We start from the raw sequence: 14,840 nt of genomic DNA, 5'->3' as shown, positions 1-14,840 counted from the left end.
ATCAATCTCGGATGGGAGCGGTAGAGGCCGGCGCCGGCGACTTGTTGTCGTCGCCGCCGAACCAGTTCTGGACACGCTGCCAGAAGCAGCCTTCGGAATCCTGCGCAAGGGTACCGGCAACCACCGGAATCTGCCGCGCGCCTTCGCAGGAGGGATCGGTGCGCTTGCCATCGGCCGGGTTCACCCAGGCCATCTCCAGGCCTTCGCCCGGCGCCGCGGGTAGCGGTTTGGACGGCAATTTGCGGAACAGTTCCTGCCACGCGCGCAGGCTGCCGGTGGCGCCGTACAGGCCGCTGGGCTTGTTGTCGTCGCGGCCCATCCAGAACACGGCGAGGTGATCGGCGGTGAAGCCGGCGAACCAGCTGTCGCGCATTTCGTTGCTGGTGCCGGTCTTGCCGGCCGCATTGAGGTTGGGCAGGGTCTTGCCGATCGCCGCCGCGGTGCCGGAACGCACCACCTGCTGCATGGCCCAGGTCACCTGGCGCACGGCGAGCTGGTATTCGCCGTTGCCGGTCTTCACTTCGTAGCGCTTGACCGTCTTGCCGTCGGCGTCGACCACGCCGCGCACCGCCACCAGCGGCAGCGCATGGCCGTCGGCGGCGATGTACTGGTACAGCTGCGCCACCTGCAGCGGCGGAATGCCCTGCGCACCGAGCAGCAGCGAGGGGCTGGGATTGACGTCTTCCAGGCCGAACGATTCCAGGAACGACTTGATGCGCGGCAGGCCCACTTCCAGGCCCAGATGGATCGTCGCCAGGTTCCACGAATGCACCAGCGCGTCGAGCATCGGCACCGAGCCGTGCACGTCGCCTTCGTCGTTCTTCGGCGTCCACTGCGTACCGTCGGGCTGGCGCATGCTGATCGGCGTGTCTTCCACCGGCGAGCCGAGGTTCCAGCGCTCCGGCTGCGCCAGCGCCACCAGGTACACCAGCGGCTTGATCAGCGAGCCGATGGAACGGCGCGCATCGATGGCGCGGTTGAAGCCCTGGTCGCCCGGGTCCTTGCTGCCGACGATGGCCAGCACGCTGCCGGTCTGCGCGTCGGTGACCACCGCCGCCGCCTGCGCCGCTTCGCCGCGCTTGCCCAGGCCCGCCATCGCGGTGGTGATGCCCTGCTCCGCATACAGCTGCGCGGCGGGGTCCAGCGTGGTGAAGATGCTTAAATTTCCGGCGCTGAGCGTGGCGTCGTCGAAATCGTTGGTGATCTGCGCGCGCACCAGCTGCATGAAGGCCGGGAAGCGGTTATGCGGCAGCTGGCCGTTGCTGACGATGCCCAGCGGCGTCGCTTCGGCGGCCTTGGCCTGCTCCGGCGGCAGCAGGCCGGTGCTGGCGAACTGCTCCAGCACCAGGTTGCGGCGCGACAGCGCGCGGTCCGGATAGCGGCGCGGGTCGTAATAGCTCGGGCCCTTCACCATGCCGATCAGCAAGGCCATTTCCTGCGGGCGCAGGTCTTCCATGCGGCGGCCGAAATAGAACTCCGACGCCGCGGCGAAACCGTGCACCGCCTGCGCGCCCTGCTGGCCCAGGAACACCTGGTTGACGTAGGCCTCCAGGATGCGGCCCTTGTCGTAGTGCGCTTCGATCAGGATCGACATCAGCGCTTCGTTGAATTTGCGCGTGAAGTTCTGATCGCGGTCCAGGAACAGATTGCGCACCAGCTGCTGGGTCAGCGTGGAACCGCCCTGCACGGTATGGCCGGCGCGCAGGTTGGCGAAGCTGGCGCGCAGGATCGCGCTGAAATCGATGCCGATGTGGTGCTTGAAGTCGCGGTCCTCGACCGCCTGCAGGCCGGCGATCAGCATCGGCGGCACGTCGGCCAGGCGCACGATGCGGCGCTCTTCCTGCTGCGAGCCGTACACCGTGGCGATGCGCGCCGGGTCCAGGTGCGCCGTCTCGATCGCCTTGCCGCTGGCGGCGTCCTTCACCGACACCACCGCGCTCTTGTTCAGCGCCACGCGGATGCGGTGCGGCAGCTCGCCGCCGTCGGGACCGGCGAAGCCGCGCGAGGAAATCACATAAGTGGAACCGTCCTTGGCCCAGGTGCCGGCGACCTGGCCGTGGCCGTCATTGCCGTAGCCGGCGAAGGTCAGCTCCAGTTCCAGCGCGGCCGGCGTCATCGGCGCACCGGCTTCCAGCGCCAGCGGGCGGGCATAGACGCGGGTGGGCACGGCGAAGACCAGATCGTTGAAGCGACCCTGCACGCGCTTGTTCAGTACCAGGGTGTACGGCAGCACGAAGCCGAAGAACAGGCCCAGGCCGATCCAGAATGGAATGCGCACCCAGGGCCAGATAGCGCTTGCAAGCGAGCGGAGTCGGGTCAGAAAGGCCAACGGGGGGAATCCTGAACGGTAAGGGGACGATCATAGGGGGTGCTTCCCGGCGCGCATATGAACGCAAACGGCCGGATCCGGGCGTAGGTTGGGGTGAGCGCAGGCGAACCCCAACCTACGCCTGGCGGTCTGCCATGCCCCAGCACGCCGCATCCGGCCGGAACGGCCGCGGCGAAATGCCCAGCAGCTGCTGCACGGCGCTGTTGTCGGCGATCAGGTCGCTCTCCAGCCGCGCCAGCGGTCCGCGCAGGCGCGGCACCGCATGGCGGCCCAGCCGCAGCAGCCAGGCCGGCAGAGGTACCGGCAGCGTGGCCACCGGCAGGCTGCGCCGCACGCGGGCGAACATCTCGCCGGCATGCAGCCGCTCGCCGCCGCCCAGCGGGATCACCTTGCCGGCGGCCAGCGGCGTATCCAGCGCGGCCAGCACGGCCTGGGCGATATCGTCCGCATGCACCGGCTGGCGCTGGCCGCGCCCGGCCGGCAGCGGAAACACCCGCGTGCGCACGGCGCGGCGGGCGATCGGGGTAAGGCTCTTGTCCAGGCCGGCGCCGTACACCAGGGTGGGCCGGAACACCGTCCAGGCGCAGCCGCGGCGCTCGCAGATCGCCGCCAGCGCCGCTTCCGCATCGCGCAGCTGGCGCGACAGCGCGCGCTCGGCCGGCACCGCGGATTCGCGCTTGCTTTCCGCGCTCATCGAACTGGTGGCGATCACCCGCGGCGCGCCTTCGAACGTGGCGCCGAGCAGCCAGTCGGCCAGCCCCTGCAGGGGGCCGAAGCTCACAATGGCCGCGATCTCGCCGATCGCCGGCACGTCGTGCGGCAGATCGCCCCGCAGCCAGGTCACGCCCGCGCCGTCACGCGCGCGGCGGCTCACCGCCACTACGTCCGCGCCGCGCTCGCGCAGTCGCGGCAGCAGGAAATGCCCGATCTGGCTGCTGGCGCCGAAGACGAGGACACGCATGCAGATACGGCTCAGCCGCCGGCCTGCAGGCGCGCGGTGATGCTGCTCAGCCGCGGATTGCCCGGCGCCAGCTTGCGCGCGTGGTCCAGCGCCTGCGCGGCGGCGGGGCGGTCGCCGCCGGAAAGGCGTTCTTCCGCCTGATCCATCCACGCATTGGCCAGCCGCTGGCGCAGTTCCGCCTGGCCGGCTTCGCCGGGCGCCAGGTCGCCGAGATCGTTGAGGCGCTCGCCGGCCTGCTGCAGGTTGCCGTTGGACAGCGCCTGGTTGAACTGCTGCACCACCGTCGCCGGCAGCTCCTGCAGGCCGCGGCGCGCGGCCTCGTTATTGCCGTCGATGGCCAGCGCGCGGCGATACAGGTCGTAGGCGCTGTCGCCGGGCGGCAGCATCACGTTGCCGTTGCGCGCAGCCGCTTCGGCCTGGCGCACCAGGCGCGCCAGCTCGGCGTTCTGCTGCGGGGTGAGTTCGGCCTGCGCATCCGCCTGCGGCAGCGCGCCGGGCACCACGCCCTCGCCGGGGCGGTGCGCGGTGTCGTTCAGATGCGCGCGCGCCGCGGCCAGCTCGGCCGATTTCGGCGCCAGCTCGGCGGCCTGGTCCAGCAGGCGGCTGGCCTGGGCCGTGTCGCCGCTGTCCTGCGCGGCATTGGCCTGCACCACCAGCGCCTGCGCCACCTGGCCCAGCCCGGCCTTGGCCTGGGCGTTGTCCGGATCCAGCGCCAGCGCGTCCTTGAAATGCGCCAGCGCAGTATCGCTGCCGTTGCCGCTGATGCGGCCCGCGCGCAGCGCGGCCTGGCCCAGGCGGATCGCCTCGGACAGCTGGCCGTCGTCTTCCTTCTGGTCCTGCACCAGCGCGGCGCGCAGCGAAGGCAGCTCGCCGTAGTTGGGCAGCAGCGCGGCGAGGCGGTCGACGCTGGCGCTGGCGGCGGCGCGGTCGCCGGCGTCGATTTCCTTGTGCGCCTGCGCGGCCAGCGCGTCGCCCACCTTGTCCAACCCATGCGAAGCCACCGCATTGCCGGGGTCGGCGGCGAGGATGCGCTTGTACAGCGCGCCGGCATCGGCCGGGCGGCCGTCGCTCATGGCCTGCTGCGCCTGGTCGACCAGGGTGCCGGCTTCGAAGCTGGCGCCGCGCGCCTTGGCGATCGCCTGGCTCAGGCGGTCCACGTCGCTGCCGCCGCCGAGCAGTTCGCGCGCGGCATTGGTGGCCTGCTCCGCTTCGTCCGGCTTGCCGGCGGCCAGCGCGGCATCCGCCTTGGCCACTTCGGCCAGGCCGACCTTGCGCAGGCCGTCGCGGGCGCGGTCGTTGTCCGGTTCCAGTGCGCGCGCCGCTTCGAACAGTTCGCGCGCGCTGGTGCCGTCGTTGCCGTCAAGGCGGCCGTCGTGCAGCGCCTGTTCGGCGCGGCCGAGCACGTCGTTGAGTTCTGTGGTGGGCAACAGGCCGCGCACGCGGTCCTGTTCCAGATAGAAAGTGACGCCGACGCCGATCGCCACCAGCAGCAGCAGCGGCCATAGCCAGCCGCGCTTGCCGGAGGATGCGCGCGACTCGCGCGCGACGCGGCCTTCGTTCGCATGGGCGCGGCGCTGGCCGGCATCCACGGTCACCTTGGGCAGGCCGTCGTCCGGTTTGCGCGTGTCGCGCGCATCGGCGGCGTCGAGCTGATCGAGGTTGCCCAGGGTGGGTTCCGTGCGCCCCTGCGGATCGGATTCGTGCTGGTCTCTGCGTCCGTTCATGGTCCACGCAATCGTTTCGACCGCGGGAGCTTAGCACCGCGCCATGGCGCCGCCGCGTGCCTGCCGCCGCGCCGAAAAGGCAGGCTTCAGCCGCCGCCGACGCGCCTGGCGTCCGCCACGTTCGGCAGGGCCGCCACGCGGGCCAGCAGGGTGGAGAGCTGCTCGAAATCGCGCACGCGCAGGGTGAAGCGCATTTCCACCTCGCCGGTGCGCACGAACACCCGGCTGGACGAGGCGATGATGTGGGTGCCGGCGTTGCTGATTACGCTGGTCACGTCCTTCTGCAAGCCCTTGCGATCGTAGCCGCGGATTTCCACGTCCACTTCATAGGCCTGGGCCGCGGCCTTGCCCCACTCCACCTCGATCACCCGGTCCGGATCGCGCCGCGCCAGCCGCGCCAGGCTGGAGCAATCGGCGCGATGCACCGACACCCCGCGCCCGCGCGTGACGAAGCCGCGCACCGGGTCGCCCGGCAACGGCTGGCAGCAGCGCGCCAGGGTGGTGAGCAGGTTGCCCACGCCTTCGATGCTCAGCGCGCTGTGATCGAGCGTGCTGTGGCGCGAAGCCACCGGCAGCTGCGACTGGGTCATCTCCACCGGCGGCGTCTCGGCTTCCTGCAGCACGCGGGCGATCTGGCCCGGCGTGATCTCGCCCAGCGCCAGCGCCACCAGCACGTCGTCCAGCTGCTTGAGATGGAAATGCGCCGGCAGCTTGCTGAGATCCGGCGCGGCCAGCGCGAGGCGCTTCAGTTCGCGCTCGAACATCGCGCGCCCGGCGGCGAGGTTGGCGTCGTGCGCGCTGCGGCGGAACCAGGCGCGCACCTTTTCGCGGGCGCGCGAGGTGTTGAGGTAGCCGTGATGCGCGGACAGCCAGTCGCGGCTCGGATCGCCCAGCTTGGCGGTAAGAATCTCGATGCGATCGCCGCTGTGCGGCTGGTGGGTGAGCGGCACGATGCGTCCGTTCACCTTGGCGCCGCGGCAGCGATGGCCCACTTCGGTGTGCACGTGATAGGCGAAATCCAGCACGGTGGCGCCGCGCGGCAGGTCGACCACTTCGCCACGCGGGGTGAGCACGTAGACGCGGTCTTCCATCAGCTCCGTATGCAGTTCCGCGGCCAGGTCGCCTTCGCTCTCGGCCTTCGGTTCCAGCAGGCGGCGCATCCAGGCGATCTTCGCCTCGAACTCGCTGTCAGCGCTGCCGCCTTCCTTGTAGCGCCAGTGCGCGGCCACGCCCAGCTCGTTGACGCGGTGCATCTCGTGCGTGCGGATCTGCACTTCCAGCGTCTTGCCGTGCGGGCCGATCACCGCGGTGTGCAGCGAGCGGTAGTCGTTGCCCTTGGGCCGCGCGATGTAGTCGTCGAATTCGCCCGGCAGGTGCGGCCACAGCGTATGCACCACGCCGAGCGCGCCGTAGCAGTCCGCCACGCTGTCGACCAGCACGCGGACCGCGCGGATGTCGTACAGGTCGGAGAACTCCAGCGATTTGCGCTGCATCTTTTTCCAGATGGAATAGATGTGCTTGGGCCGCCCGGCCAGCTCGGCGCGGATGCCGGCGGCGTCGAGCGAGCGCCGCAGCTGGTGCAGCGATTCGCGGATAAAGCTCTCGCGGTCGGTGCGCCGCTCGTCCAGCAGCCTGGCAATGCGGCGATAGGTGTCCGGCTGCAGATAGCGGAAGGCCAGGTCTTCCAGCTCCCACTTCAGCTGCCAGATGCCGAGGCGGTTGGCCAGCGGCGCGTGGATGTCGCGGGTCAGCCGCGCCAGTTCCACCCGCTCCGCTTCGGCCAGCGCGCCGGCGCCGCGCATGCGCGCCAGCTGCCGCGCCAGCAGCACGAACACCACGCGCAGGTCGCGGATGATCGCCAGCAGCAGCCGGCGCAGGCCTTCCGAGCCGCTCTGCGGCGCCTGCTGCGCATGCAGCGCCCAGACTTTCTCCGCCGCCAGCTGGCCCTGCACCAGGCGCTGCAGTTCCGGCGCCAGGGTGGGTTCGATGGCGGCCCAGGCTTCGGGCTTGACCCGCGCCAGCTCGAACCACAGCGCCGCGGCCTGGGTCTGCGCATCGCAGCCGAGCATGGCCAGCAGGTCGAGCACGTCCACGCATTCGGCTTCGCGCAGCGCATGCCCGGCGCAGGCCTGCAGCGCCTGCGCCAGCACGGGCGCCGGCGCGGCGGCGCGGTCGCGCCACTGGGCCAGGCTGGGTGCTGCGGTGGGGGCGGCTTGGACCACGCGGGACGTCCTTAAGCGGATGCGCTCATTCTAGGGCCTGCGCCCGCGTTTCAGCCCAGCGCTTCCAGCGCCCGCGCCAGCCGCTTGGCCGAGACCGGTTCGGCCGTCTTCAGCTCCTGCGCGAACAGCGACACCCGCCATTCCTCGATCAGCCAGCGCAGCTCCGCCAGCACGGCCGGCTCGGCGCCCGCCGCGCGATGCTTGAGGTATTCGCGCCAATACGGCAGCACCTGCAGCATGCGCTGCTGGTCCTTGGCCGGGTCCTGGCGCAGGCGTTCGGCGCGCAGGCGCATGGCTTTGAGGTAGCGCGGGAAGTGCGCCAGCCGCGCGGTCGGCAGCTCGCGCAGGAAACCCGGCTCCAGCAGATGCACCAGCTGTTCGCGCAGGTCGTCGTAGCTGGCGCGGGCGAAGCCGATCAGCGGCGGCTCCAGCCAGGGCTTCAGCTCGGCCTGCGCCTCGATAATCGGCTCGGCCAGCTTCAGCCGCTCCACCGCCGCGCCGAACAGCTCGCGGTGGGCCTGGGTGTGCAGGGCTTCGAACGCACCGGCGGTGCGCGCATCCAGCGCGTGGCGTTCCAGCAGATCGGCGAAGCCGCCTTCGGCGAGGTCTTCGCGCAGGCTGTCGACGCTGCCCAGCGGCGCGTATTTCAGCGCCAGCGGATTGCCCACCGGCAGCCGGCGGCGCACCTGCTTCATCTCGCTGGCCAGCGCGTTGCGCAGCAGGCGCACCACGCCGCCGCGATGCGCCTCGCGCGCCTCGTCGCTGCGCTCGAACACGCGCAGCGCCACGGCGTCGCCCAAGTCAACCAGCGCCGGGAAGGCCATCAACCCGCCGTCGGAACGCACCTGGGCCGGGATGTCCTCGAAATCCCAGCGGGTGACGTCCTCGCGGGTCAGTTCCAGATCGGTCTTGCGCGAGAACGCCTCGCGCGCCTGCCCTTCCCACTGCCCGCGCAGCGCGGCCAGGTCGCGGCCGGCGGCGAGGGTGCGGCCGTTCTCGTCGTGCAGGCGGAAGCGCATGCGGAAATGCGCGGGCAGCGCGGCCGCGTCGAACTCGTTCGCGGCGACGTCCACGCCGGTGGCGCGCTTGAGGAAGGCGGCCAGCGCCTTCGGCAACGGCTCGTCGCGCGGCGCTTCCGCCTCGACGAAGGCGCGCGCGAAATCCGGCGCCGGCACGAAGTTGCGGCGCAGCGGCTTGGGCAGGCCGCGGATCAGTTCGGCGACCTTTTCGCCGAGCAGGCCGGGGACCAGCCATTCGCAGCGCGCGGCGGGCAAGGCGTTGAGCATCGCCAGCGGGAGATGCAGCGTGACGCCGTCGGCGTCGTCGCCCGGGACAAAGCGGTATTCGAGCCGATAACGCTGCGGTGGAATATCCAGCGAAGCAGGGAAGGCTTTCGGATCGAGCCCGGCACCACCCGCCATCACGTCGTCCAACGACCAGCGCAACGCCGCCTGTTCGGCGGGCCGCGCACGGCTGTACCACGCATCCAATCCACGGCTGCTGGCAATGTCCTGCGGCAGCTTGCCTTCGAAGAAGGCGGCGAGATCGTCCTCATGCCGGATCAACCCTTCGCGGCGCTGCTTCGCCTCGATGCCGCGCGCATCCTCCATCACGCGCAGGTTCGCGCGCACGAAGTCGGCACGCGCATCGATATCGCCGCGCGCCAGCGCCTCGCGCAGGAAAATCTCGTGCGCCAGCGGCGGGTCCTGCTGCTGGAAGGTGACCGGCCGGCGCTCGACCAGGGTCAGGCCGAACAGGCTCACCTGCTCGTAGGCCACCACGGTGCCGCGCTTGCGCGACCAGTGCGCGTCGCGGCAGCTGGCCTTGAGCAGATGCGCGGCCTGCTGCTCGATCCACAGCGGCTCCACGCGGGCGCACATCATGCCCCACACCTTGCCGCCGACATCGAGGATCTGCGCGGCGAAGATCCAGTTCGGCGGCACTTTCGCCAGGGCCGAGCCGGGGAACACCTGGAAGCGGCGTTCGCGGGTGCCGCGGTAGAGGCCTTTTTCGTCCTTGTGGCCGACCTGGGTGGGCAGGCCTGCCAGAAGGCTGCGATGCACGGCCTCATACAAACGCTGGTCGGCGTCGTCACTCCCTCTCCCCTCCGGGGAGAGGGCTGGGGTGAGGGGCCGGGGCTCGCGGGAAGGTTTGTTCGGAGCGGCTTTTTTTGCCTGAGGCGCTGACAGAGTCTGTCGCACCCGTGGCCCCTCACCCCGGCCCTCTCCCCCGTGCACAGAGTTGGTAAACGGGGGAGAGGGAGAAGTGTGGTTCCACCCTAATTCCTCCGACACCAGCAACAACTGCCGATGCAGCTCCCGCCACTCCCGCATCCGCATGAAGCTCAGGAAATGGCGCGAACACCAATCCCGCAGCTTCGACTGCGTCAGCTCCTTGTGCGACTCGTCATAAGCCCGCCAAAGATTCAGCACCCCAGCAAAATCCGACTTCGGATCGCTGAACTGCGCATGCGCCTGATCCGCCTGCTGCCGTGCATCGGCCGGCCGCTCGCGCGGGTCCTGGATACTGAGGAAGGCCACCAGCACCAGCAGTTCGCGCAGGCTGCCCAGCTGGTTGGCTTCCACCAGCATGCGCGCCAGCTGCACGTCGATCGGCAGCCGGGCCAGGGTGCGGCCCACCGGCGTCAGCTTCTTGTGCTCGTCGATCGCCGAAATCTCGGCCAGGCGCCGATAGCCGTCGGCCACCACGCGCGGATCCGGCGTCTCCAGGAACGGGAACTCGTCCACCTCGCCCAGCTGCAGCGACAGCATGCGCAGGATCACGTTGGCCAGCGAGGAGCGCAGCAGCTCCGGGTCGGTGAAGGCAGCGCGCGCGTGGTAGTCCGCCTCGTCGTACAGGCGGTAGCAGATGCCCGGCCCGACGCGGCCGCAGCGGCCCTTGCGCTGGTCGGCCGCGGCGCGCGACACCGGCTCCACGTGCAGGCGTTCGAGCTGGCTGCGCTGGCTGTAGCGCTTGACGCGCGCCAGGCCCGAGTCGATCACGTAGCGGATGCGCGGCACGGTCAGCGAGGTCTCGGCCACGTTGGTGGTCAGCACCACGCGGCGCCTGGGGCCGGGCTTGAACACGCGGTCCTGGTCGGCGGCGGACAGGCGCGCGTACAGCGGCAGGATTTCCGTCTCGCGGTATTGCCGGCGCGACAGCAGCAGGTGCGCGTCGCGGATCTCGCGCTCGCCGGGCAGGAACACCAGCACGTCGCCGCGCGGGTCCTCGCGGGTGAGTTCGTCTAGCACCGCGGCCACGTGCTCGGCGCCGCCCTGCTGCATGTCGCGGCCGCGGCGTTCGCCCAGTTCGTCCAGCGAGCGCCAGCGCACGTCCACCGGATAGGCGCGGCCCTCCACCGACACCACCGGCGCGTTGCCGAAATGCTCGGCGAAGCGCGCGGTGTCGATGGTGGCCGAGGTGACGATGATCTTGAGGTCCGGCCGCTTCACCGCCAGGCGCTTCAAGTACCCCAGCAGGAAATCGATGTTGAGGCTGCGCTCGTGCGCCTCGTCGATGATGATCGTGTCGTAGGCCGACAGCCACGGATCGCCCTGCGTCTCGGCCAGCAGGATGCCGTCGGTCATGAACTTGACCAGGCTGCGCTCGGACACCTGGTCGTTGAAGCGCACCTGGAAACCGACCTGGTCGCCGAGCTGGGTGCCCAGTTCTTCCGCCACGCGGCGCGCCACCGAGCGGGCGGCCAGGCGGCGCGGCTGGGTGCAGCCGATCATGCCGGCCTCGCCGCGGCCGGCGGCCAGGCACAGCTTGGGCAGCTGGGTGGTCTTGCCGGAGCCGGTCTCGCCGGCGATCACCACCACCTGGTGGCGGCGGATCAGCTCGACGATCTCCTCGGCGCGCGCGGCGATCGGCAGCGATTCGTCCAGGCGGATCGCCGGCTTGGCCTCGGCGCGGACGCGGCGCTTTGCCGCGGAACGCTCGATGTCGCCGGCCAGCGCCTCCAGCTTCTTGTCGTCGGCACGGCGCGACAGGCCGCGCCAGCGCCCCAGCAAGCGGCCGAAATCGCGGCTGGAAACGCCGTCCAGCGCCTTGCGCAGGCTGCGCAGGCGGGCATCGGGCGGAACGGGGCGGGAGGCAGGTGTGTCGCTCATCGGACCGCACATTGTACCGGCAGCGCGGCCGTCATAGCCCACAACTATCGCGCGCATCGGAAGCATTCATTTCTTCCTAACGGGACGCCCCGCTAAGCTCGACGACAGACTTTCATCACTCAAGGAGTACGGCCATGGCCATCGATATCGGCATTGCCAAGAAAGATCGCGAGCAGGTCGCCAAGCACCTGTCCAAGCTGCTGGCGGACACCTACTCCCTGTACCTGAAGACCCACAGCTTCCACTGGAACGTCACCGGCCCGCAGTTCAACAGCCTGCACGCCATGTTCGAGACCCAGTACAACGAGCTGTGGCTGGCCGCCGACGAAGTGGCCGAGCGCATCCGCACCCTGGACGTGTTCGCCCCCGGCTCCTACAGCCAGTTCGGCAAACTCACCACCATCAAGGAAGAAGCCGGCGTGCCGGACTGGAAGGACATGGTCGGCCAGCTGGTCGAGGGGCATGAAATCGCCGCCCACACCTCCCGCGAGACCATCAAGGTGGCCGATGCGGCCGGGGACGAGGGCACGGCGGACATGGTCACCGGGCGGCTGAAGGAGCATGAGAAGACGGCGTGGATGCTGCGTTCGCTATTGAAGTGAGGGGCCGGCGGCCTCTCACAGGTAGGTTGGGGTGAGCCTCCGGCGAACCCCAACGGCGCTCGGGCCCGGCAGGCCGGACATGAGCTCGTTGGACGCATATGTTGGGGTTCGCCTGCGGCTCACCCCAACCTACGCCGGGTCCCCCGCCCTGACCTCGCGCTGACCACCTGCCCCCCGCCTTTATTGAGCCTGCTGCCCACCCTCGGTAAGCTCCTCAAGCTTTGGCGCCTCGTGTGAGAGGCAACCACGGGGATCGTTCTTGAGCGCTACCGCTGCAGCAGCCACCCATCCCAGCCGGTCCACGCTGTTTTCAGCCATTCTGCTGGCGCTGGTCGTCGCGGCGCTGAATGTCGGCCTGTGGTGGTGGGGCAACCTTCCGAACGGTCCCAAGGACTGGAGCGGCCCGGTCGGCGGCTTCGCCCTGTCGGCCTTCCAGCGCTACCAGAACCCGCTGAAGAACGATTTCCCCAGCGAGGAGGAGATCGAGGGCGACCTGAAGCTGCTCAGCCGCTACACCTCGCGCATCCGCACCTATTCCACCCTGCAGAATCCCCAGGTCTACCGCCTGGCCGAGCGCGACGGGCTGGACGTCATGGCCGGCGCCTGGATGGACCGCCGCCTGGACAACAACGAGCTGGAGCTGGACGCGCTGATCGCCCAGGCCCGCCGCTACCCCAATTCGATCACCCGCGTGATCGTCGGCAACGAGGTGCTGTTCCGCGGCGACCTCACCCCCGAGCAGCTGATGGCCTATGCCGACCGCGCCCGCGCGGCGCTGAAGCAGCCGGTGTCGATCGCCGAGCCCTGGCATATCTGGGCCATGTACCCGGAACTGGCCGACCACGTGGACTTCATCACCGTCCACCTGTTCCCGTACTGGAACGGGGTGCCCCGCGCCGACGCCGTCGTGGACGCGATGAAGAGCTACGAGGCCCTGCAGCAGCTGTTCCCGAACAAGCACATCGTGATCGGCGAGATCGGCTGGCCGTCCAACGGCGACCGCTTCAAGTACGCCCAGCCCTCGGTCTCCGACGAAGCGATCTTCCTGCGCCTGTGGTTCAACAAGGCCAAGCAGGAAAAGCTCGACTACTACGTGATGGAAGCCTTCGACCAGCCCTGGAAGGAAAAGCTGGCCGGCCGCACCGAAGCCTATTGGGGCATGTTCAATGCCGACCGCCAGCCCAAGTTCCCGTTCACCGGCCCGGTGACCGAGGACACCGGCTGGCCGTGGAAGGCGCTGGCCGCCGGCCTGCTGGCACTGGTGCCGATGATCTGGTTCGGGCGCCGCTTCGCGCGCTTCAAGCTCACCGGCCGCTTCTTCTTCGCCGCGCTGATCCAGCTGGCCTGCGGCCTGGTGGTGTGGTCGGCCACCCTGCCCTTCAATTTCTACCTGAGCTGGATCGACTGGACCATGCTGGTCCTGCTGTTCCCGGCGCAGATCGCCATCCTGGCCATCCTGCTGATCAACGGCTTCGAATTCACCGAAGTGCTGTGGCGGCGCTCGTGGGTGCGCCACGCCGGCATGCTGCGGCCGGATCCGCCGGCGAAGCAGCCATTCGTGTCGATCCACCTGGCCTGCTACAACGAGCCGCCGGAAATGGTGATCGTCACGCTCGACTCGCTGGCCGAGCTCGAGTACGAGAACTACGAAGTCCTGGTGATCGACAACAACACCAAGGACCCGGCGATCTGGCAGCCGGTGCAGGAATACTGCGAAAAGCTCGGCCACCGCTTCCGCTTCTTCCACCTGGAGCCGTGGCCCGGCTTCAAGGCCGGCGCGCTGAACTTCGGCCTGAAGGAAACCGATCCGCGCGCCGACGTGGTGGCGGTGATCGACGCCGACTACGTGGTGCGCCAGGACTGGCTGGCCACGCTCACCGGCCACTTCCACGACCCCAAGGTGGCCGTGGTGCAGTGCCCGCAGGCGCACCGCGATTTCGAGCACAACCGCTTCCGCCGCATGACCGCGTGGGAATACGACGGCTTCTTCCGCATCGGCATGCACCACCGCAACGAGCGCAACGCGATCATCCAGCACGGCACCATGACCATGGTGCGCCGCTCGGCGCTGGAAGGCACCGGCGGCTGGTCCGAATGGACCATCTGCGAAGACGCGGAACTGGGCCTGCGCCTGATGCATGCCGGCTACGAGCTGGTCTACGTCGACGAGCTGATGGGCAAGGGCCTCACCCCGGCGGACTTCAAGGCCTACAAGAGCCAGCGCTACCGCTGGGCCTTCGGCGCCATGCAGATCCTCAAGGGCCGCTGGGACTGGATGACGCGCAAGGGTCCGCTCTCGGTGGGCCAGCGCTTCCACTTCCTCACCGGCTGGTTCAGCTGGTTCGCCGACGCGCTGCATCTGATCTTCACCCTGATGGCGATCTTCTGGACCGCCGGCATGGTGGCCGCGCCGAAGCTGTTCACCCTGCCGATGCAGCTGTTCCTGATCCCGGTGATCGGCTTCTTCTTCGCCAAGGCCATCTTCGGCATCGTGCTGTACCGCGCCCGCGTGCCCTGCAGCTGGTACGACACCTTGATGGCCTCGCTGGCCAGCATGGGCCTGTCGCACGCCATCGCGCGCGGCATCCTGCATGGCCTCACGCGCGAGAAGACCTCGTTCGTGGTCACCGCCAAGAGCCGCCGCCTGGGCGGCAGCAACTTCGCCGCCTTCGCGCCGGTGCGCGAGGAAATGCTGATGGCCATCGCCCTGCTGCTGTGCGTGGTGGGCATGGGCATGGCCTACGGCACGCACTACGTGGAGAGCAAGCTGTGGATGTTCATCCTCAGCGCGCAGGCGATTCCGTACGTGTCGGCCGTGGTCGGCGCGTGGATCGCGCACAAGGCCGGCGACAAGGCCGGCTGATCCCCGCCGCGCCGGCGTAGGTTGGGG

7 protein-coding genes are annotated in these 14,840 nt (G+C 69.5%); 2 read left to right on the top strand and 5 right to left on the bottom strand.

Going from position 1 to position 14,840, the window contains the following annotated elements:
* Position 1: 1 nt before the first annotated feature.
* The 5 genes from mrcB to hrpA form a co-directional block, all read right to left on the bottom strand.
* The gene (gene mrcB, locus FHW84_RS14170) at positions 2–2,329 is read right to left on the bottom strand and encodes a penicillin-binding protein 1B (RefSeq protein WP_167256593.1); all 2,328 of its coding nucleotides are present in this window, start codon (positions 2,327–2,329) and stop codon (positions 2–4) included.
* 115 nt (positions 2,330–2,444) lie between these two features.
* Complete coding sequence (locus FHW84_RS14165) at positions 2,445–3,290, bottom strand: NAD-dependent epimerase/dehydratase family protein (RefSeq protein ID WP_167256591.1); 846 nt, start codon at positions 3,288–3,290, stop codon at positions 2,445–2,447.
* 11 nt (positions 3,291–3,301) lie between these two features.
* A complete protein-coding gene (locus FHW84_RS14160; protein WP_167256589.1) occupies positions 3,302–5,014 on the bottom strand; it encodes a hypothetical protein in 1,713 nt (570 codons plus the stop codon).
* A gap of 86 nt (positions 5,015–5,100) precedes the next feature.
* Complete coding sequence (locus FHW84_RS14155) at positions 5,101–7,236, bottom strand: bifunctional (p)ppGpp synthetase/guanosine-3',5'-bis(diphosphate) 3'-pyrophosphohydrolase (RefSeq protein WP_167256587.1); 2,136 nt, start codon at positions 7,234–7,236, stop codon at positions 5,101–5,103.
* Positions 7,237–7,286: 50 nt separating this feature from the next.
* Positions 7,287–11,348 (bottom strand): ATP-dependent RNA helicase HrpA, encoded by a 4,062-nt coding sequence (gene hrpA, locus FHW84_RS14150; RefSeq protein ID WP_167256585.1) that lies wholly within the window; start codon positions 11,346–11,348, stop codon positions 7,287–7,289.
* 134 nt (positions 11,349–11,482) lie between these two features.
* Between hrpA and FHW84_RS14145 the strand changes: the two genes are divergently transcribed.
* Complete coding sequence (locus FHW84_RS14145; RefSeq protein ID WP_167256583.1) at positions 11,483–11,950, top strand: Dps family protein; 468 nt, start codon at positions 11,483–11,485, stop codon at positions 11,948–11,950.
* Positions 11,951–12,209: 259 nt separating this feature from the next.
* On the top strand, positions 12,210–14,813 hold the full coding sequence (locus tag FHW84_RS14140) for a glycosyltransferase family 2 protein (protein WP_167256581.1): 2,604 nt from the start codon (positions 12,210–12,212) through the stop codon (positions 14,811–14,813).
* Positions 14,814–14,840 lie beyond the last annotated feature (27 nt).

It is taken from the genome of Dyella sp. SG562 (genome assembly GCF_011759495.1).
GTDB classification, from domain to species: Bacteria; Pseudomonadota; Gammaproteobacteria; order Xanthomonadales; family Rhodanobacteraceae; genus Dyella_D; species Dyella_D marensis.
The sequence above is the reverse complement of the archived record's forward strand: the minus strand, read 5'-3'. Positions and strand labels throughout refer to the sequence as shown.